This window comes from Falsiroseomonas sp. (assembly GCF_041690465.1).
GTDB lineage: Bacteria > Pseudomonadota > Alphaproteobacteria > Acetobacterales > Acetobacteraceae > Falsiroseomonas.
On the sequence record NZ_JAWLHG010000019.1, the window covers coordinates 17,895 to 36,337 of the forward strand.

17 protein-coding genes are annotated in these 18,443 nt (G+C 71.8%); 9 read left to right on the forward strand and 8 right to left on the reverse strand.

Annotation, left to right across the window (positions count from 1 at the left end; all coding sequences use genetic code 11):
• The first annotated feature begins 52 nt into the window (after nucleotides 1–52).
• The 3 genes from ACESM1_RS17895 to rsmD are packed head-to-tail and all read left to right on the forward strand — an operon-like array spanning nucleotide 53 to nucleotide 2,254.
• Complete coding sequence (locus ACESM1_RS17895) at nucleotides 53–769, forward strand: gamma-glutamyl-gamma-aminobutyrate hydrolase family protein (RefSeq protein ID WP_372622355.1); 717 nt, start codon at nucleotides 53–55, stop codon at nucleotides 767–769.
• The gene (locus tag ACESM1_RS17900; protein ID WP_372622356.1) at nucleotides 766–1,716 is read left to right on the forward strand and encodes a pseudouridine synthase; all 951 of its coding nucleotides are present in this window, start codon (nucleotides 766–768) and stop codon (nucleotides 1,714–1,716) included. Before ACESM1_RS17895 ends, ACESM1_RS17900 begins: the two co-directional genes overlap by 4 nt.
• On the forward strand, nucleotides 1,679–2,254 hold the full coding sequence (gene rsmD, locus ACESM1_RS17905; RefSeq protein WP_411278373.1) for a 16S rRNA (guanine(966)-N(2))-methyltransferase RsmD: 576 nt from the start codon (nucleotides 1,679–1,681) through the stop codon (nucleotides 2,252–2,254). Before ACESM1_RS17900 ends, rsmD begins: the two co-directional genes overlap by 38 nt.
• Here rsmD and ACESM1_RS17910 read toward each other — a convergent pair.
• Entirely contained in the window at nucleotides 2,232–3,602 is a 1,371-nt protein-coding gene (locus ACESM1_RS17910; RefSeq protein ID WP_372622358.1) for a glycosyltransferase family 4 protein, read from the reverse strand. The two genes, rsmD and ACESM1_RS17910, sit on opposite strands and share 23 nt — an antisense overlap.
• A 21-nt stretch (nucleotides 3,603–3,623) precedes the next feature.
• The gene (gene purD, locus ACESM1_RS17915) at nucleotides 3,624–4,892 is read right to left on the reverse strand and encodes a phosphoribosylamine--glycine ligase (protein ID WP_372622360.1); all 1,269 of its coding nucleotides are present in this window, start codon (nucleotides 4,890–4,892) and stop codon (nucleotides 3,624–3,626) included.
• Nucleotides 4,893–4,961: 69 nt separating this feature from the next.
• On the opposite strand from purD, the gene xseA reads away from it, so the two are divergent.
• The 5 genes from xseA to ACESM1_RS17940 all read left to right on the forward strand — a co-directional run bounded on the left by xseA (nucleotide 4,962) and on the right by ACESM1_RS17940 (nucleotide 9,333).
• Entirely contained in the window at nucleotides 4,962–6,416 is a 1,455-nt protein-coding gene (gene xseA, locus ACESM1_RS17920) for an exodeoxyribonuclease VII large subunit (protein ID WP_372622362.1), read from the forward strand.
• Nucleotides 6,416–7,225 carry a M23 family metallopeptidase gene (locus ACESM1_RS17925; protein ID WP_372622364.1) on the forward strand — a complete coding sequence of 270 codons (810 nt, stop codon included), beginning with the start codon at nucleotides 6,416–6,418 and terminating at the stop codon, nucleotides 7,223–7,225. Before xseA ends, ACESM1_RS17925 begins: the two co-directional genes overlap by 1 nt.
• A gap of 54 nt (nucleotides 7,226–7,279) precedes the next feature.
• On the forward strand, nucleotides 7,280–8,035 hold the full coding sequence (locus tag ACESM1_RS17930) for an SDR family NAD(P)-dependent oxidoreductase (protein ID WP_372622366.1): 756 nt from the start codon (nucleotides 7,280–7,282) through the stop codon (nucleotides 8,033–8,035).
• A gap of 537 nt (nucleotides 8,036–8,572) precedes the next feature.
• Entirely contained in the window at nucleotides 8,573–8,905 is a 333-nt protein-coding gene (locus ACESM1_RS17935; protein WP_372622368.1) for a hypothetical protein, read from the forward strand.
• Between the two features lie 95 nt (nucleotides 8,906–9,000).
• Nucleotides 9,001–9,333 (forward strand): hypothetical protein, encoded by a 333-nt coding sequence (locus ACESM1_RS17940; protein WP_372622370.1) that lies wholly within the window; start codon nucleotides 9,001–9,003, stop codon nucleotides 9,331–9,333.
• A gap of 49 nt (nucleotides 9,334–9,382) precedes the next feature.
• Here the strand turns inward: ACESM1_RS17940 and ACESM1_RS17945 are convergent, their stop codons facing one another.
• The 3 genes from ACESM1_RS17945 to proB form a co-directional block, all read right to left on the reverse strand.
• Nucleotides 9,383–10,888 carry an ABC transporter substrate-binding protein gene (locus tag ACESM1_RS17945; protein WP_372622372.1) on the reverse strand — a complete coding sequence of 502 codons (1,506 nt, stop codon included), beginning with the start codon at nucleotides 10,886–10,888 and terminating at the stop codon, nucleotides 9,383–9,385.
• Nucleotides 10,889–11,031: 143 nt separating this feature from the next.
• On the reverse strand, nucleotides 11,032–12,018 hold the full coding sequence (locus ACESM1_RS17950; protein WP_372622373.1) for a Bug family tripartite tricarboxylate transporter substrate binding protein: 987 nt from the start codon (nucleotides 12,016–12,018) through the stop codon (nucleotides 11,032–11,034).
• Nucleotides 12,019–12,102: 84 nt separating this feature from the next.
• On the reverse strand, nucleotides 12,103–13,236 hold the full coding sequence (gene proB / locus ACESM1_RS17955) for a glutamate 5-kinase (RefSeq protein ID WP_372622375.1): 1,134 nt from the start codon (nucleotides 13,234–13,236) through the stop codon (nucleotides 12,103–12,105).
• Nucleotides 13,237–13,455: 219 nt separating this feature from the next.
• On the opposite strand from proB, the gene ACESM1_RS17960 reads away from it, so the two are divergent.
• Nucleotides 13,456–15,183 carry a calcium-binding protein gene (locus ACESM1_RS17960; RefSeq protein ID WP_372622377.1) on the forward strand — a complete coding sequence of 576 codons (1,728 nt, stop codon included), beginning with the start codon at nucleotides 13,456–13,458 and terminating at the stop codon, nucleotides 15,181–15,183.
• A gap of 125 nt (nucleotides 15,184–15,308) precedes the next feature.
• On the opposite strand, the gene ACESM1_RS17965 is transcribed toward ACESM1_RS17960, so the two are convergent.
• The 3 genes from ACESM1_RS17965 to ACESM1_RS17975 form a co-directional block, all read right to left on the reverse strand.
• Nucleotides 15,309–17,513, reverse strand: coding sequence for a family 16 glycosylhydrolase (locus tag ACESM1_RS17965; protein ID WP_372622379.1), 2,205 nt, complete (start codon nucleotides 17,511–17,513; stop codon nucleotides 15,309–15,311).
• A 215-nt stretch (nucleotides 17,514–17,728) separates the two neighbouring features.
• Nucleotides 17,729–18,019 (reverse strand): hypothetical protein, encoded by a 291-nt coding sequence (locus ACESM1_RS17970; RefSeq protein WP_372622381.1) that lies wholly within the window; start codon nucleotides 18,017–18,019, stop codon nucleotides 17,729–17,731.
• Nucleotides 18,020–18,029: 10 nt separating this feature from the next.
• The gene (locus ACESM1_RS17975) at nucleotides 18,030–18,362 is read right to left on the reverse strand and encodes a YggT family protein (protein ID WP_372622383.1); all 333 of its coding nucleotides are present in this window, start codon (nucleotides 18,360–18,362) and stop codon (nucleotides 18,030–18,032) included.
• Nucleotides 18,363–18,443: the final 81 nt, after the last annotated feature.

An 18,443-nucleotide genomic window follows, 5' to 3' on the forward strand; every position in this document is an offset into this window, starting at 1 on the left:
GGCTCATGCGGGATGCTTGCCGCGACACGGGCGGCAGGTCTAGCAACCAGCCATGCCCAAGCGTCCGATGATCGGCGTGACCCTGGACGCGGAACCGGCCGGCGGCTGGTCGAAGCTGCCCTGGTACGCGCTGCGCCAGAACTATTTCTCGAGCGTCATCGCCGCCGGCGGCCTGCCGGTGGCCCTGCCGCACCATCCCGATCTGGCGGCGGAGTACCTGGACGCGCTGGACGGCCTGCTGGTGACCGGCGGCGCCTTCGACGTGGACCCGGCGCTGTGGGGCGGCGGCGCGCCGCATCCGAAGGTCACGCTCAAGCCCGGGCGGACGGATTTCGAGCTGGCCGCGGTGCGCGCGGCGCTGGCGCGGGACATGCCGGTGCTCGGCATCTGCGGCGGCCAGCAGCTTCTGGCGGTGGCCTTCGGCGGCACGCTGATCCAGCACATCCCCGACGAGGTGGAGAACGCCCTGCCCCACGAACAGCCAAACCCGCGCACCGAACCGGGGCACGAGGTCGCAGTCGCGGGCGGCACGCTGCTGGCGAGCATCGTCGGCGCGCCGCGCCTGGCGGTGAACAGCGCGCACCACCAGGCGGTGGCGACGCCGGGCGCCGGCGCCGTGGTGAACGCCCGCGCGCCGGACGGCGTGGTGGAAGGGGTCGAGCACCCCGGCTACCGCTTCGCCCTCGGTGTCCAGTGGCACCCGGAATACGCGGTGGACCCGCGCGACCCGGCGATTTTTCGCGCGTTTGTCCAGGCCGCAACCCGATGAGCGACGAGGACGAAGCGCCCGAGGCGCCGCGTGGCGAGCGTATCGCCAAATGGCTCGCCCGCGCCGGCGTCGCCTCCCGTCGCGACGCCGAGAAGCTGATCGCCGAGGGCAAGGTGAAGCTCAACGGCAGGAAGGTGGAGGGCCCCGCCACCTTCGTCGCCCCGGGCGACCGCGTCAGCGTGGACGGCAAGGCCGTTGCCTCGCCCGAGCGCACGCGGCTGTTCCGCTACCACAAGCCCGAAGGGCTGGTGACCACGCATCGCGACCCCGAGGGCCGCCCCACGGTGTTCGAGAAGCTGCCGGCCGCGCTGCCGCGCGTGGTCTCGATCGGCCGGCTGGACATCACCTCCGAGGGGCTGCTGCTGCTGACCAATGATGGCGAGCTGGCACGGCGGCTCGAGCTGCCCTCCAACGGCTGGCTGCGCCGCTACCGCGTGCGCGTGTTCGGCACGGTGGATGAGCGCGCGCTGGCCAGGCTCTCGCGCGGCATCACCATCGAGGGCGTGGCCTACGGCCCGATCGAGGCGGGGCTCGATTCCCGGCAGGGCGCCAATGCCTGGCTGACGGTGAGCCTGAAGGAAGGCAAGAACCGCGAGGTGCGGCGCGTGATGGCGCATCTCGGCCTGCAGGTGACACGGCTGATCCGCGTCGCCTACGGCCCCTTCCAGCTCGGCGCGCTGCCGCGCGGCGGCGTGGAGGAGGTGCATCCGCGGATCATGCGCGAGCAGCTCGGCATCGGCGAGAGGCCGCAGCGCCGCCGCGCTGCCGCCGAAGCACCCGCCGAAGCGCCCGCCGAGCCGCCGCCCGAGCCGAAGCCGGACCCGAAGCCCGATCCTAAGCCCCCTGGCCCGCCGGGGCGCGGCCATACCATTCCCAGGGCGCGCAATGCCGCGCCGCGGCGCCCCGCCCGTGCTGCGAATCGTCGCCGGCCGCCATCGCGGCCGTAGGCTGCTCGCGCCCGAAGGCGCGACCACCCGCCCCACCGCCGAGCGCGTCCGTCAGGCGCTGTTCGACATGCTGTGGCACGCGCCCTGGGCCGGACGCCAGGCGGTGGAGGGCGCGCGCGTGCTGGACGCCTTCGCCGGCACCGGCGCGCTCGGGCTGGAAGCGATGTCGCGCGGCGCCGCACGCGCTGTGTTCATCGAGCCCGACCGCGCCGCGCTCGCCGCGCTGCGGCGGAACATCGAGACGCTGGGCGAGGCGGAGCGGTGCCGGGTCATCCCCGGCGACGCCACCCGCCCGCCACCGGCCGACGCCCGCTGTTCGCTGCTCCTGCTCGATCCGCCCTATGGCAAGGATCTGGTAGCCCGCGCGCTGGCGACGTTGGGGGCGGCCGGCTGGATTGCGCCCGGCGCGCTGGTCGCGGCGGAGGTGGCGAAGGCGGATGCGCTGGACGTCCCCGGCTTCGAACAGGTCGCCGAGCGCGCGCATGGTGCGGCGCGGCTGGTGTTCCTGCGCGAAGCTACCCCTCGCCCTCCAGCCTGATCCCCAGCCGGGCATACATCGCCCGCAGCCGCTTCGCGTAGTGCTCGGCGCCGAATTGCGCCGCCTGCTTCGGGCCGCGCGCCGCCAGCTCCGCCCGCAGCTCGGCGTCGGAATCGAGCTTCTGGATCGCCTCGGCCATCATGCGCGTGTCGTAGGGGTCCACCAGCAGCGCGGCATCGCCCGCCACTTCCGGTAGCGAGGAGGTGTTGGAGGTCATCACCGGGGTGCCGAGATGCAGCGCCTCGATCACCGGCAGGCCGAAGCCCTCATAGAGCGAGGGGAACAGCACCCCGCGCGCACCGCGGATCAGCCCGGTCAGCAGCCGGCCCGGCACGTAGTTGATCAGCATGACGCGGTCGCGCAGCCGGCGCGCCATGCCCTGCACGCCCTCGATGGGGCCGCGGGGGACGAAATCCCGCCGGTCGTCCTCGTAGAGCAGGGCGAGCTCCTGGTGGGAGTTCCAGGCCTGCTTGCCGCAGATCACCAGCGGATGCTCGCAGCCCGAGGCGAGATAAGCCTCGATCAGCCGGCCGACATTCTTCTTCGGTTCGATCGCGCCGAAGAACAGGAAGTATTTCTGCCAGTGCAGGCCGAAGAAGCCTTCCAGCTCCGCGCGCACCAGCGCCTCCGGCTTCAGCGTGGCGAGGTCGGGCAGCTCGACGGCCTGGAAGGTGTTGGTGACCCGCTCTTCCGGCACGCCCAGCAGGTTGACGATGTCGCGCTTCGACGCCTCGCTCACCGTCACGATATGCGCCGCGCGCTCGGCGATGCCGCGCACCGTGCCGAGGTAGCGCTTCTTGTTGTCGAGCGTGGTGAAGGGCAGGCGCAGCGGCACCAGGTCGTGGATGGTGTAGATGTTCGGCAGCGCTTCCCTGTTCGGCCCCTGTGCCGTCAGCGGCACCGGATAGGTCCAGTGCATCAGCCGCGGCGCGCCGGGCAGCCGCACCTTGCCGAAGCGGTGGCTGGCGCCGAAGCCGAGCACCGCGGCGCGGTAGAGGTTCGGCACGTTCCACAGCCGGTCGAAGGCGGGCAGGCGGGCTTCGATGGCGGTGGTCTCGACGCTGCCGACCGGCACCGGCACCGCATCCACGCCCGCGCGCAGTCGCAGCATGCGGGAGAAGTCGTCGAGCGGCTTGCGCCAGCCCGGCAGGTCGCCGCGCGGGTCGAAGAAGGTGACTTCCCGCAGCAGCCCGTCCTTGCCGGCGGAGGAGCGGTGGCCGTAGAGCACGCCGACCTCGGCGCCGAGCGCCTTCAGCCGTCGCGACAGGCCGCGGGCGTAGGTAGCGACGCCGGTGCCCTGCTCGAGCGAGAGATTGTAGCCGTCGATCGCGATGAGCGGCCGGTCCAACTGCGTGTTCCCCCTGTCGGCCTACAACGCTCGCCAGCCGATATCGCGCCGGCAGAAGCCGCCGGGCCACTCCACCGCATCCACGCCGGCATAGGCCGCATCCCGGGCGGCGCGCAATGTCGCGCCGATGGCGCCGATGGCCAGCACGCGGCCGCCATCGGCCACCAGCGCGCCATCCTCCCGCCGCGCGGTGCCGGCGTGGAAGACCTGCACGCCCGGGACCTGGGCCGCGCGCTCCAGGCCACGGATCTCGCTGCCCTTGCGCGGCGTGCCGGGATAGCCCTCGGCGGCCATCACCACGACGAGGCTTGGTGTCGGCTCCCAGCGCAGGTCGAAGCGGGACAATTCGCCGTCGCAGGCGGCCAGCAGCGCGGGAAGAAGGTCCGAGCGCAGGCGCAGCATCAGCGCCTGGCATTCGGGATCGCCGAAGCGGACGTTGAACTCGATCAGCTTCGGGCCGGCCTGCGTCAGCATCAGCCCGGCGAAGAGCACGCCGCGGAACGGCGTGCCGCGCCCGGCCATCTCGGCGAGCGTCGGCTTGACGATACGGGCCATCACCTCGTCGCGCACCGCATCGGTGAAGGCGGGCGGCGGGGAATAGGCGCCCATGCCGCCGGTATTGGGGCCGGTGTCGCCCTCGCCCACGCGCTTGTGGTCCTGCGCGGCGGCCATCGGCAGCGCCGTGGCGCCGTCGCAGAGCGCGAAGAAGGAGACCTCCTCGCCCTCGAGAAAATCCTCGATCACCACGCTGGCGCCGGCCGCGCCATGCACCCGGCTTTCCATGATCTCGGCGATGGCGGCCTCGGCCTCGGCGAGCGTCTGCGCCACCACCACGCCCTTCCCGGCCGCGAGGCCATCCGCCTTCACCACGATGGGCGCGCCCTTCGCGCGGATATGGGCGCGGGCGGCGCCGGGATCGTCGAAGCGCGCCCAGGCGGCGGTCGGCACGCCGGCGGCATCCGCGACCGCCTTGCAGAAGGCCTTGCTGCCTTCAAGTTGTGCCGCCGCGGCGCTCGGCCCGAAACACTTGATGCCGGCAGCCGCGCAGGCATCGGCCAGGCCGAGCGTCAGCGGCGCCTCCGGCCCGGCCACCACCAGCTCCACCTGCCTCTCGCGGGCGAAGTCGATGAGGGCCGGGATGTCCGTCGCACCCACGGGCACGCATTCCGCCAGCTCCGCGATGCCGGGATTGCCCGGCGCGCACCACAGCTTCGTCAGCAGCGGCGAGGCGGCGATCGCCCAGCACAGCGCATGCTCGCGCCCACCCCCGCCGACCACCAGAACCCGCATCCCATGCGTCTCCGCAACCATGGCGCGCGGCCTGTTCCGCGCCGGCGCGTCCTAGCATAGGGTCGGGCGATGGACACGCCGGCCGCCAACAACGTTCCCGAATTCAGCGTCTCCGAGATCTCGGGTGCCATCCGCCGCACGCTGGAGGGCGCCTTCGGCCGCGTGCGCATCCGCGGCGAGATCACCGAGTGCAAGCGCTACCCCTCCGGCCACATCTATCTCTCGCTGAAGGATGAGAGCGCGAAGCTGGAATCGGTGGTGTGGAAATCCGCCGTGCCGCGGCTTTCGGTGCAGCCGGAGAACGGCTTGGAGGTCATCGCCACCGGCAAGCTCACCACCTATGCCGACCGCTCGAAATACCAGCTGGTCATCGAGCGGCTGGAATACGCCGGCGCCGGCGCACTGCTGGCACGGATCGAGAAGCTGAAGGCGAAGCTCGCCGCCGAAGGGCTGTTCGAGGAGGCGGGAAAGCGCCGCCTGCCGCTGCTGCCGCGCGTCATCGGCGTGGTGACCAGCGAATCCGGCGCGGTGATCCAGGACATCCGCACCACCATCGCGCGCCGCTTCCCGCGCCGGATCATCCTCTGGCCGGTGCCGGTGCAGGGCCAGGGCGCGGCGGAGAAGATCGCTGCCGCCATCGAGGGGTTCGGCAGGCTGCCCGTGCACGGCCCGGTGCCGCGGCCGGACGTGCTGATCGTCGCGCGTGGCGGAGGCAGCCTGGAAGACCTGATGGCCTTCAACGAGGAGGTGGTGGTGCGCGCCGCCGCCGCCTGCCCGATCCCGCTGATCTCCGCCGTGGGCCACGAGACCGACACAACGCTGATCGACTTCGCCGCCGACCGCCGCGCGCCAACGCCGACAGCAGCCGCCGAGCTTGCGGTGCCGGCACGCGCCGAGATGCTGGCCGCGCTCGACCAGACCGGCGCAAGGCTGCGCGGCGCCGCCACGCGGCTGCTGCGCGCCGCCGAGACCGTGCTGCTGCGGCTGGAACGCCGCCTGCCGGACATACCCGCGCGCGTGACGGAGTATCGCAGGCGGCTGGACGAGGCGGGCGAGTGCCTGCCGGATTCGCTGCGCCACTTCGTGCGCGGCAAGCGCGACGCGCTCGCACCGCTCGCCGTGCCGCATCCCCGCGCCGCCATCGCCGCGCGGCGCCATGCGCTGGAACTGCTGGACGGCCGGAAGGCGGCGGGCTTCGCGCGCGCCCTGCAGCGTGCCCGCGGCGCGCGCGCCCTGCAGGCCTTCTCGGGCGCACCGCTGCTGGCGATGCTGCGCGAACGCCGCGCCCGGCTCGACGGTGCCGCGGGGCGGCTCGAGGCGCTGTCCTACAACGCGGTGCTGGCGCGCGGCTTCGCCCTGGTGCGCGACGCGGCGGGCGAGCCGCTGACACGCGCGGCGGATGTCGCGGCCGGCGCCAGGCTCTCGCTGAACTTCGCGGATGGCCAGGTCCTCGCCACGGCGGAGGGCGAGGCGCCGAAGCGAGGGAAGGCGAAATCCCTCGCAGCACAGGGTTCGCTGCTGTGATGCGGTTCTCCCCTGGGCGCAGGCTGCTGCTCGCCGCGCCGGCGCTGCTGCTCGCGCGCCGCGCGCAGGCGGTGGAACTGCGCGGCGAGCCGGCACAGGGCGCGCTGATCCTCGGCCAGGCCGAACCCGGCACGCGCCTGGCGCTGGAAGGGCGCGCGGTGCGCGTCAGCCCGGCGGGCCGCTTCGCTCTCGGCTTCGGCCGCGACCAGGCCGAGAACGCAACCCTCGCCATCACCCATCCGGACGGGCGCGCGGAGCGCCGCGAGATCGCGGTGCGGCCGCGCCAATGGAATGTCCAGCACATCACCGGCCTGCCGCCGGCGCAGGTGACGCCCGACGCCGCCGCGCTGCGCCGCATCACCGCGGAACGCGAGCGGCTGCTGGCGGCGCGTCGAACCGACAGCACGCTGACGCACTTCGCCGATCCGATGGCCTGGCCCGCGCGCGGGCGGATAAGCGGCGTCTTCGGCAGCCAGCGCGTGCTGAACGGCCAGCCGCGCCAGCCGCATTACGGGCTCGACGTCGCCGCGCCAACCGGCACGCCGGTCGCCGCCGCGCTGTCCGGGCGCGTGACGCTCTCTGGTGACTTCTTCTTCTTCGGGCAGCTTCTGGTGGTGGACCACGGACACGGCGTGAACACGCTCTATGCGCATCTCTCCGAACGGCTGGTCGAGGAGGGCGAGGCGGTGACGTGCGGCCAGCCGATCGGGGAGATCGGCGCGACCGGCCGCGTGACCGGCCCGCACCTGCATTTCTCGCTGTCCTGGTATCTCACCTGGCTCGATCCGCAGCCGCTGCTGGACGGTTAGGAACAGGCGCCGCCGCCCTGCGTTCACGCCGCCGCGCGCAGCAGGAGAATACGCATGGCCGACAACGCCTACGCCATCTATCCCAGCCTCAAGGGCAAGGTGGTCCTGATCACCGGCGGCGCCTCCGGCATCGGCGCGGAGCTGGTGGCGCAGTTCGCGCGGCAGGGATCGCGCGTTGCCTTCCTCGACTTCGACGCCGCGAACGGCGCGAAGTTGGCACAGGCGACCGGAACGCTGTTCCTGCAATGCGACCTGCGCGACATCGCCGCCCTGCGCGCCGCCGTCGCGGAGGTCGCGGCGAAGCTCGGCGCGGTGCTGGTGCTGGTCAACAACGCCGCGCGCGACGACCGGCACGGGCTGGAGACGGTGGAGCCCGAGTACTGGGACGAGCGGATGCACACCAACCTGCGCCACATGTTCTTCTGCGCCCAGGCGGTCGCACCAGGCATGCGCGCGGCGAAGGCGGGCTCGATCATCAACATGGGCAGCGTGAGCTGGATGAGCGGCCAGGGCGGCATGCCAGCCTACACCGCGGCGAAGAGCGCGGTGCGCGGCCTCACGCGCGGCCTGGCGCGCGACCTCGGCGGCGACGGGATACGGGTGAACGAGCTGGTGCCCGGCTGGGTCTTCACCGAGCGGCAGGAACAGCTCTGGGCGACGCCGGACGCAGTGGCGAGCCATCTCGCCGCGCAATCCATCCATCGCAAGGTGATGCCGGCCGACATCGCGCGCATGGCGCTGTGGCTCGCCGCCGACGACAGCGCGATGGTGACGGCGCAGTATTTCGTGGTGGACGGCGGCAAGGTCTGATCCGCGGCGCGGCGGCGCGACGGGCGCCGCCGCCGGCAGACGCCGAGCTGCAACGCGATGCGGCGCCCCTGGGCGCCGTACGGCGGCCTGCAAGCTTGCGCACACGCGGCCGTGTCATCGGCCTGCTCAATGGCGCCCATCCGCTCTTCGCATCGGAAATCCCGGCACATCACCGCATCTGATGTCGCATCCGCGCCGTAACGCCGGGGCCACCTCGTCGAACAGAGGGCATCGGCCGCGGCGAACCCCGCGGATGCGAAGCAAGGAGAGCGGATATGCAGGGCTTCAGGATCACAGGACGCGCGTGACGCACGCGGCAGCGCGCGTTGCAGATGCAACCTGACGCCCCGCTGCGGAGACGCGCGAAGCACGCGCAACGGTCCCCCGTCGCACACGAGGCCATTGGCGACATCACGCGGAAACGCAGCGGGCCCAGTTTCCGCTCAACGGGGATGCACCGCCTCACACAGGCACATCCCCGCGGCGGCCCGGATCCCCGGCACCGCCTGTTCGAAACACGAAGAGGAGAATGCAGTCATGAACACCTTCACCCGGATCGCCGCCGCCGCCCTGATCGGCATCGGCTTCACCTCCGCCGCCTCGGCCGAGCAGCTTGGCCCTTACCTGGTCGGTTCCGGCGAGAACCTCTCGGTCGTCTATCCGACGCCGAACGCCAATGTGGTCGGCGGTGCGGTCTACGCCAGCGCCGACGGCAGCGGCCAGGGCGACTCGCTGCGCACCATCGGGACGCAGAACGCGCAGCCCAGCCGCATCGCGACGGTGACCGGCAGCGGCGAGAACCTGAGCGTCGTCTACGAGGACGCGGCGCCGGCGACGGTGCAGGCCGCCCAGGGCGCGACGCAGGGCTGATCAGGTGCTGCGCGTGCCGCGGACGCAGCCGCGTCCCGGCACGCAGCACCCCACGGCAACCACGCAACACGAACCACGACGAGGAGAATGCAGTCATGAACACCTTCACCCGGATCGCCGCGGCCGCCCTGATCGGCATCGGCTTCACCTCCGCCGCCTCGGCCGAGCAGCTTGGCCCCTACCTGGTCGGCTCCGGCGAGAACCTCTCGGTCGTCTATCCGACGCCGAGCGCCAACGTGGTCGGCGGCGCGATCTACGCGCAGGCCGATGGCAGCGGCCAGGGCGACTCGCTGCGCACGATCGGGACGCAGAACGCGCAGGCCGGCCGCATCGCGACGGTGACCGGCAGCGGCGAGAACCTGAGCGTCGTCTACGAGGACGCGCCGCCGGTGACCATGCAGGCGGCACGGCCGGGCACGGCGGGCTGAATGGCCCGCGGATGGGCGGGGCGGCAGGCAGGCCGCCCCGCTCCGCGCCTCACCGCTGCTGCAGGCGCAGGCCGGACAGGCGGATGATGCCGTCCGGGCTCGGTTCGAAGCCTTGCAGGTCGCTGCGCATCGCCCAGAACCAGCGGTGATGGTAGAGCATCAGGTGCGGCCGCTCGGCCATCCAGATGCGCGCCGCCTCGCGATACAGCCGCTGCCGCTCCGCCGTGGCGGTCACGCCGCGCGCCTGCGCCAGCAGCGTATCCAGGCGCGGATTGCTGTATTTCCCCCAGTTGATGAAACCGTCCGAGGCCAGCCAGAAGCTGACATTGCCGTCCGGATCGGGGCGGCCTGACCAGATGGCGATCGCTGCTTCGTAGTCGCCGCGCCGCGTCGCCGCGACCATCGCCGCCGATTCCAGGATTTCGAGCCGGATGTCGAAGCCGCCTTCCGCGGCCATCGCCTGGATGATCTGCGCGACCTGCGACTCCACCGGCTGGTTCGGCACCTTCAGGGTGAAGGACACGCGGTCATGCCCCGCTTCGCGCAGCAGTGCCCGTGCGCGCGCCGGATCGCGGGCGGGCGGCGCGAGGTCGGCGAAGTGATAGGGCGTGCCCGGCGCCTCCGGCTGGTTGTTCGGCGTGAAGCGGCCTTCCAGCGCGACCTGGTTGATGATGGCGCGGTCGATCGAGAGCTCCAGCGCCTCCCGCACGCGCGGATCGCTGCCGAGCGGGCGCTGCGCCATCGGGCCGTTGCCGACATTGATGCTCATCGTCTGGTAGGCGATGGAGGGGCCGGTGACGAGGCGCAGGCGGCTGTCGCGCTCCACCTGCGGCGCATCCACCGGCGCCACGCGCTCGATCAGGTCGAGCTGGCCGGAGCGCAGGTTCAGCAGGCGGACGTTGTTGTCGGTGATCGGCAGGAAGACGAGCCGGTCGAAATGGATGTTGGCCGCGTCCCAGTAGCCTTCGTGCTTCTCCATCTCGATCCGGTCCTGCGCGATGCGCCGCGTCAGGCGGAAGGGGCCGGAGCAGACCGGATTCTCGCCGATGCGCTCGGCCATCGGCAGCACGGCGGGCGAGAGCATCATCCCGGCGCGATCGGACAGCACGGAGAGCAGCGGCGCGAAGGGCTCGCTCAGCACCAGACGCACGGTGCGTGCATCCGGCGTCTCCACCGCGCTGACCGAGCGCAGCTCGCTGCGGCGGCGGCTCTCCCGCGCCGTGCGGTAGCGGTCGAGGTTGGCCTTCACGGCGGCGGCGTCCACCGGCGCACCGTCATGGAAGCGCGCGCCTTCACGCAGCGTGAGAGTCAGCGCCCGGCCATCGGCCGACCATTCCCAGCTGGTCGCCAGCTCCGGCCGGAAGGAGAGGTCGGGCGCGACATCCACCAGGCTGTCGCAGAGGGCGGAGAACACCACGCGTTCCACGAAGCTGCCGGACTGCGCGGGATCCAGCACGTTCGGATCCGCGCCGATGCCGATGCGCAGCGTGGTCTGCGCGGCAACGGGCGCGGCAAGCAGCGGAAGGATCGCGGCGGCAAGGCGTAGGTGGCGCATGGCGGGTCTCCTGCAGCGAGGGGCAAGCCTGCCGCACTCCGCCGGGCGCTACAACCGACCGTGGGATCGTCTTGGTGGAGGCGCTCGCCACGCGCGCCTCGGCGCAGCCCGGCAGGGCCGGTGGCCTGCCGGGTGCATTGGCGTCAGCCCTCGATGCGGATGCCGCTGTTGCGGATCACGGGCTCCCACTTCGCGCGCTCGGCGGCCCAGGCGCTCGCCATTTCCTCCTGCGTGGAGGGCAGGGCTTCGAGACCGGCGCGCTCGAGTATCGCGATCACGCCGGGGTCGTTCAGCGCCGCGACCGCCGCCTGGTTCAGCCGGGCGAGCGCCGCCTGCGGCGTGCCGGCCGGCGCGACGAGGCCATACCAGGATGGCACGTCATAGCCGGGCAGGCCGCTTTCGGCGACGGTCGGCACATCCGGCAGCAGGCGGGAACGGCGTGCCGTCGGCACGGCCAGCGCGCGCACCTTGCCCTCCCGCACCTGCGGCAGCACCGAAGGCGCGGTGGGGAAGCCGTAGTCGAGCCGGCCGGAGATGAGATCCGTCACCACGAGGCCGCCGCCGCGATAGGCCACGCCGATGGTGTCGATGCCGGCCATCTGGCTGAACAGCAGCCCGGCCAGCTGCGGCGCGCTGCCGATGCCGCTATGCCCCCAGGAGAGCTGGCCCGGCCTGGCCTTCGCCGCGGCGATCACATCCGCCGGGCTCCGCCAGGGCCGGTCAGCCGGCGTGACCATGATGTTGAACAGGTTCACCCCGGTCGAGATCGGCACCAGGTCCTTCGCCGGATCCACGGGCAGGCGCATGATCATCGGGCTGATGACCAGCGCGCCCAGCGTGGCGAGCAGGATGGTGTGGCCATCCGCGGGGCTGCGCGCGACGATCTCCGAAGCCAGGTTGGACCCGGCGCCCGGCCGGTTCTCCACCACCACCGGCTGGCCAAGCACCTCGCCCATCTTCGGTGCGATGGCGCGGGCCGAGATGTCGGTCGCGCCACCGGGCGTGAAGCCGACCACGAGGCGCACCGGCCGGTCCGGGAAGCTGCCCTGGGCGAGGGCGGGCCGGGCGAGCACGGCGGCGGCGGCGGTGGCGGCAAGCAGGTGGCGGCGGTGGATGGGTGGCAGGCTCATGCTGTTTCGTCCCTGTCGGCTATTCTTGTGCGGGTGGAGTGTCGCACGGGTCGCCTGTGCGCTGAAGCCACCGGCGCGGCGCCGTCAGAGCAGCACCAGATCGTCGCGGTGGATCAGCTCGTCCCGGCCGCGCCAGCCGAGCAGCGCCTCCAGCGCCTCGCTGCGATGGCCGGCGATCTTCAGCGCATCCGCTGCATCATAGGCGGACAGGCCGCGCGCGACCTCATGCCCGGCCTGGTCCTTCACGCTCACCGGATCGCCGCGGCGGAACTCGCCCTCCACCGCCCGCACGCCGGCCGGCAGCAGCGAGGAGCCGCGCGCCAAGGCCCGCGCCGCGCCTTCATCCACCACCAGCGCGCCGAGCGGCGCGAGGCTGCCGGCGATCCAGCGCTTGCGCGCCGAACGCCCTGCGGGCTCCGGCAGGAACCAGCTGCAGCGCGCGCCCGCCTCCATCGCCCGCAGCGGCCGGTCCTGCTTGCCGAGTGCGATGGCCATGGCGCAGCCCGCGCCGGTGGCGATGCGGGCCGCGATCAGCTTGGTGCGCATGCCGCCGGAGGAATAGCCGGGCGGCGGCTCGCCCCCCATGGCCATGATCTCCTCGGTGACGTGCTCCACCGCGGGCAAGTGGCGCGCCGCGGGGTCCTTGCGCGGGTCGGCGGTGTAGAGGCCATCGATGTCCGACAGCAGCACCAGCGCATCCGCCTCCATCATGGCGGCGACGCGCGCGGCCAGGCGGTCGTTGTCGCCGAAGCGGATTTCCGTCGTCGCGACAGTGTCGTTCTCGTTGATCACCGGGATGCAGCCGAGCGCCAGCAGCGTGCCGAGCGTGGCACGCGCATTGAGGTAGCGGCGGCGGTCCTCGCTGTCTTCCAGCGTCAGCAGCAGCTGCGCGGCGTTGAGCCCGACGGCGGAGAGGGCTGCCGCCCAGGCGCCGGCCAGGCGGATCTGCCCGACCGCGGCGGCGGCCTGCTTCTCCTCCAGCCGCAGCTTGCGCCGGGTGAGGCCGAGGGCCCGGCGCGCCAGCGCGATGGCGCCGGAGGAGACCAGGATCACCTCCGTCCCGCGCGCGCGCATCGCCGCCACATCGGCCGCGACGCCGGCCAGCCAGGCCTCGCGCGGGGCAGCGGTCTGCTCGTCCACGACGAGGGCGGAGCCGATCTTCACCACCACGCGGCGGGCGGCGCGGAGATCAGGCGTGGCGGGGGCAGGCGCAGACATGGCGGCGGTGGGGTAGCACGGGCCGCAATGGCCGGGGAGGCGGGGCCGCGAAACACGGACGGGCGGCGCGCAACAATCGGGCGAATGGCGGAACAACTGAAACAGTTACGCGGGCGCGCCCAACGCAGGGGTGAAATGTGCGCCCGGCATTCTCCTGCCATCGCCGGGCACGGAGCCGATGGGGCGCCGGCCTGCCGGATCGGGAAATAGGAGACGACGATGGCCCTGCTGTTCGTGGGTGGCACCGAAACCATCAAGAAGACCCTGAACCCGAGCGGCGCGTTCGGCGACGGTGACCAGCTTTTCGTCGCCAGCTCGGGCAACCTGGTGGTGGACGGCAGCCTCGCGGTGGAAATCGCGGCGAACAATGCAGAGGCGGTGGTCCGCGGTGCGATCTTCTCCACCGGCACCGCGATCGCGACCCCGGACGCCTCCCACCTGTGGCAATATGGGTGGGCGCCGGAGTTCAACGGCTTCCGGCTGCAGGTGGATTCCGGCGGTCTGGTGGCCGGCGATTACATGGGCGTGGAGGTCATCGGTGACGGCACCGCCATCACCAATGCCGGGATGATTACCGGCCACTACAGCATCTCGCTCCATGGCGACGGCACCAGCGTGGTGAACACCGGGTGGATCGTCGGCGGCGGCAGCGCCATCAGCATCTCCGGCGACAACACGCTCGTGCGCAACCACGGCATCATCGAGACGACGGGGAGCGACGAGTTCTGGTCGGATGGGATCTACCTCTCGGGCATCAATGCCACGCTCGAGAACACCGGCAGCATTGCCAGTTCCGGCGTGGCCGCCCTCCTGGGTGGGGATGGGCGGCTGCTGAACAGCGGCGCCATCATCGGCGGCGGCAGCACCTACCAGGCGGTGCAAGTGAACGGCAACGCGCTGGTGAACAACAGCGGAACGATCACGAACCTGGAAGGCGAGGCCCTGGTTGCCAGCAACTTCTGGGGCTCCGAAGTCGCCACCTTCCAGCTGCTGAACACCGGCACGATCAGCGGCGAGACCAACGCAATCCGCACGGTGTCCGGCGCGTCGGGCCATGTGCTGACGGCCGAGATCGTCAACCAGGGCACGATACAGGGCAACATAGAGTTCGGCGCCGGCAACGACAGCTACGACGGCCGGCTCGGCCAGCTGCACGGCTACCTGATCGCGGGCGACGGCAACGACACCTTCCGGGGCGGCGAGGGAGACGAGATCGTCAGCGGCGGCGCCGGCGTGGACCTGATCCTGGCCGGAGCCGGCGACGATGCGGTGCATGGCGGCGCGGGCGCCGACAGCATGGATGGCGGTGCCGGGTCCGACCTGCTGATGTACGCGCAGTCCGCGGCGGGCGTGACCGTGAACCTCGTCACTGGCAAGGGCTGGGGTGGCGATGCGCAGGGCGACAGGTTCGGCGGCTTCGAGCGCCTCTGGGGCAGCAACCACGCCGACCTGCTGATCGGCAGCGCCGGCGACAACGACCTCTCCGGGCTCGACGGCCACGACGCGATCAACGGCGGCGCGGGCAACGACATCATCAATGGCGGCGCCGGCGACGACACGCTGCGCGGCGGCGACGGCGACGACATCCTCGAGGGAGGCCTGGGCCGCGACATCCTGTTCGGCGAGGCCGGCTTCGACACCTTCGTCTTCCGCGACCTGCTGGACAGCCCGCCGAGCGCGCCCAGCCGCGACCAGATCCGCGACTTCGTACAGGGCGAGGACCTGATCGACCTGGCGCTGATCGACGCCAACGCCAACCTTGCCGGCGAGCAGGCCTTCAGCTTCCGCGGCAGCCTCGGCTTCACCGGAGCAGGCGGGGAGCTGCGCTATGTGCAGTCGGGCGGCAACACCCTGGTCTATGCCGATGCCAATGGCGACAAGGCGGTCGACTTCGCCGTGGTGCTCAACGGGCTCCACACGCTGACGGCCGACGACTTCATCCTCTAGCCCGCGATCGCCCGGGGTGTGCACGCCGCAGGCGGGCACGCCAGGGCGTGAATCGTCGGGTCTAGTCCCGCCACGACCGGCTGGCGAGGAAAAGGGGGAGGCCCTGCGGCCTCCCCCGGTCTGGTTCAGGCGAACACCATGTCGGTCGCCGCGATGTTCTGGGCGACGCCCTGCAGGAAGATCTCGTCGCCCTGGCCGAAGTCGAGCTCCAGCCCGACCATGCCCCACCGGGTCTCCACGGTCTGGCGCACCTCGGTCGACGCGATGCCCTCCAGCCAGATCTTCTCGCTGCCGGGCTGGAAGTCCACCACCCAATCGTCGCCGTCGCCGCGGGCGAAGACGAAGGTGTCCACGCCGGCCCCGCCGGTGAGCCCGTCGTGATCCTTGCCGCCACGCAGCACGTCGTTGCCGTCCAGGCCCTGCAGGTCGTCCGAGCCCGCGCCGCCCAGCAACAGGTCCGCCCCGCCGCCGCCCTTCAGCCAGTCATCGCCCGAGGTGCCCTCGACCGTGCTGGTGGTGGCCGGCAGCGATGGCGCCACGGGCGCCGGCGCAGGTGCCGTGCCCGGCAGGTCGGAGCCGGCCGCGAAGCTCCCCTGGAGGCCGAGCTGCCTCGCGGAGGAAGCCTCCACGCCGTCGAGGAACAGGGTCTCCCCGCCCGGCAGTTTCAGCTCCAGGCCGGAGACGCCGTCGCGCGTGGCGAGCTTGGCCACCACCTGCTCGGCGGTGACGCCGACGAGCTGCACGCGATCCGTCCCGCGGGCGAAGTCGCTGACGCGGTCGGCGCCGTCGCCGGTGCCGAAGATGACGCGATCCGCGCCGCTGCCGGTGACGATGCGATCGTCGCCTGCGCCGCCGCGCAGCACGTCGTTGCCGCCGCCACCTTGCAGCAGGTCGTCGCCACCGCCGCCGAGGAGCCTGTCGGAGCCGTCGCCGCCGGACAGGATGTCGGCCTGCGCGCCACCCTGCAGCAGATCGTTCCCGTCGTCGCCGTTCAGCGTATCCGCCCCGACCCGCCCGCGCAGCGTGTCGCCGCCGCCTGAGCCTTCCAGCAGGACGCCGGAGGGCGGGACTGGTGCGGGTGCAGGGGTCGGCTCCGGCGGCGGCGCCGCCTCGGTGAAGGAGAAGTTGTAGCCGGAGCCACCGCCCCAGATGGTGAGGCTGGCACCCGGCACCGCTTCGCCATTGTAGGTGGCCGAGAGCAGGTGCAGGTTGCGGTCCGCGGCGGCCGAGCCTTCGTAGAAGTCGTTGAGGAAGAACAGCTCGACCGTGTGCGCGCCGGCGGCCCAGTCGCCCTTCACGGTGACGGTGTCGGCCTGGCCCGAGGCGCGGGAGGCCGAGGCGGTGAGGGTGCCGCCGACCTGCGTTCCGTCCACATGCACGACATACTGCGCGTCACCCTTGTAGGCATCCTGCGCGATCTGCAGGACCAGGGTGTCCGGGCCGCTGCCGACGCTGAGCGCGACCGGGTCGTTCGCAGGCGGCGCGGGCGTGGGCTCGGGCGTCGGCGCGGGTGCCGGGTCAGGCGTTGGCGCGGGTGTCGGCTCGGGCGTCGGCTGGGGCGCGGGCTCAGGCGCCGGTGCGGGCGGGCTGCCGCTGGTGTACTGCGACACCCGCACCCAATCCACGCTGATGTCCACGCTGTTGACGCCGGAGTTGTTGGGCGAGCCGTACCAGCCGTCGCTCTCTGTGCCGACATGGCCCTGCAGGCCGACGGACATCTGCTCGGTCGGGATGTTCTCGAAGGTCTCGGCCACCTTCACGCCGTCGATGTAGAGCGTCAGCCGGTCGGGCAGCCAGTCAAGCGTATAGGTATGCCACTGGCTGTGGTCGAGATCGAACAGGAAGGTCTGGTACTCGTCGTCGCCGTTGCCGCCGGGGCCCTGCCAGTGATTGGTGAACATGCCCTGGCCGTTCTTCGGCGTCTCCAGGATGTCCACCTCCGGCGGCCACTTGTCGAGCGAGGTCGGCCACAGCAGGAAGCAGGGGCCGGCGCCTTCCAGCTCCTCGCTGGTCTTGGCGCGGATCTCGACCCGCCCATAGGTGAAGCCGTGCCCATGCCCCTCCGGCGCGCCCGCATAGGGTGCATTGGACAGGCCGCCGACGGTCCAGATGCCGTCGGACTGCTTGTCCATGCCGATGGTGAGTTCGCCGTTCCCGACGCTGAGCTGCCCGTTGTCCCACCAGAAGGCGTTGTTCCAGTACATCGAGCCGCCATAGGTGATCGGCCATTTCTGCCAGTCGAGCTGCGTGCCGTTGAAACCGTCGAAGAAGACGGTCTGCCAGCCGGTCATGTCGAGCGGCGTCGGGTTGACGTCGTTATAGGTCCCCATGCGTGGTCCTCTGCTTGCTCGCGGCGGCGTGATGCGCTCGCGGAAGCGTGAGGCCACAACCATAAGTAGGCTGTCTAGCCTAATTGTATGCGGTTTTTGGTATTCAATTATACCAAGGGTTTAGGCAGCATGGATTGGGTTTCAACCCGGACGCAACTGCCAAGGTCCTGCCGCAATTGCGGTTGCAGCGGTGGCCGGGCCCTGGCTGCGGCGGCTCAGGCGAGGCCGAGCAGCAGCAGCGCGCCCGCGCCGGCGACCCACACCCACATCGCCGTGCCGAGCGGCAGGCCGGCCCGCTCGGCGACCGCGGCCGGCACGGCGGAGACCAGCAGGGTGGCGGTGGAGACGATCAGGCTGGCGCCGTAGAACACCAGCTCCGGCACCGGCGTGATCGCCTGCGGATACCAGAGCGGCCAGAGGCCGAAGACCAGCCCCAGCAGCGGGCTCACCAGCCCGTTCAGCAGGCTGAGCGCGACGACGAACACGAAGACGGTCTGCGGTGCCATGGCCGGCGCCTCATCCTTCCGGCGGCGCGAAGCGCGGCGCCCAGCCGGCGGACCAGAACAGGATGCCGAGGCCCATGCGCAGCACGAAGATCCAGAAGGCCGCGACGAGCGGCAGGTAGCCGGGGGCCACGAAGCTCGGCACCAGCATCCGCGCGACGGCCACCGCCCAGTCGGTCAGCATCCGGAAGGCGCGCCAGATGTAGAGCGCGCTGTCCTGCGGCACCAGGAACTGCAGCATGAAGCGGCCCATCAGCGTCCAGCCCACGGCCGCCAGGCCATAGGTCACCGCCCAGAAGGGCAGATGGCCGAGGATGAAGCCGGATGCCTCCATGCCGGCCGCCATCGCACGGAATTCCGGACATGGAAAGGGCGGGACACCGTGCGGCGCCCCGCCCCCCATCGGCAGATCCGCGGCCCGTCTCCG

What these genes read in the sequence shown, in the direction of transcription:
- ACESM1_RS17895 (WP_372622355.1), top strand. Translation starts at nt 53, where the DNA reads ATGCCCAAGCGTCCGATGATCGGCGTGACCCTGGACGCGGAACCGGCC.
- ACESM1_RS17900 (WP_372622356.1), top strand. Translation starts at nt 766, where the DNA reads ATGAGCGACGAGGACGAAGCGCCCGAGGCGCCGCGTGGCGAGCGTATC.
- purD (WP_372622360.1), bottom strand. Translation starts at nt 4,892, where the DNA reads ATGCGGGTTCTGGTGGTCGGCGGGGGTGGGCGCGAGCATGCGCTGTGC.
- xseA (WP_372622362.1), top strand. Translation starts at nt 4,962, where the DNA reads ATGGACACGCCGGCCGCCAACAACGTTCCCGAATTCAGCGTCTCCGAG.
- ACESM1_RS17925 (WP_372622364.1), top strand. Translation starts at nt 6,416, where the DNA reads ATGCGGTTCTCCCCTGGGCGCAGGCTGCTGCTCGCCGCGCCGGCGCTG.
- ACESM1_RS17930 (WP_372622366.1), top strand. Translation starts at nt 7,280, where the DNA reads ATGGCCGACAACGCCTACGCCATCTATCCCAGCCTCAAGGGCAAGGTG.
- ACESM1_RS17935 (WP_372622368.1), top strand. Translation starts at nt 8,573, where the DNA reads ATGAACACCTTCACCCGGATCGCCGCCGCCGCCCTGATCGGCATCGGC.
- ACESM1_RS17940 (WP_372622370.1), top strand. Translation starts at nt 9,001, where the DNA reads ATGAACACCTTCACCCGGATCGCCGCGGCCGCCCTGATCGGCATCGGC.
- ACESM1_RS17945 (WP_372622372.1), bottom strand. Translation starts at nt 10,888, where the DNA reads ATGCGCCACCTACGCCTTGCCGCCGCGATCCTTCCGCTGCTTGCCGCG.
- ACESM1_RS17950 (WP_372622373.1), bottom strand. Translation starts at nt 12,018, where the DNA reads ATGAGCCTGCCACCCATCCACCGCCGCCACCTGCTTGCCGCCACCGCC.
- proB (WP_372622375.1), bottom strand. Translation starts at nt 13,236, where the DNA reads ATGTCTGCGCCTGCCCCCGCCACGCCTGATCTCCGCGCCGCCCGCCGC.
- ACESM1_RS17960 (WP_372622377.1), top strand. Translation starts at nt 13,456, where the DNA reads ATGGCCCTGCTGTTCGTGGGTGGCACCGAAACCATCAAGAAGACCCTG.
- ACESM1_RS17965 (WP_372622379.1), bottom strand. Translation starts at nt 17,513, where the DNA reads ATGGGGACCTATAACGACGTCAACCCGACGCCGCTCGACATGACCGGC.
- ACESM1_RS17970 (WP_372622381.1), bottom strand. Translation starts at nt 18,019, where the DNA reads ATGGCACCGCAGACCGTCTTCGTGTTCGTCGTCGCGCTCAGCCTGCTG.
- ACESM1_RS17975 (WP_372622383.1), bottom strand. Translation starts at nt 18,362, where the DNA reads ATGGCGGCCGGCATGGAGGCATCCGGCTTCATCCTCGGCCATCTGCCC.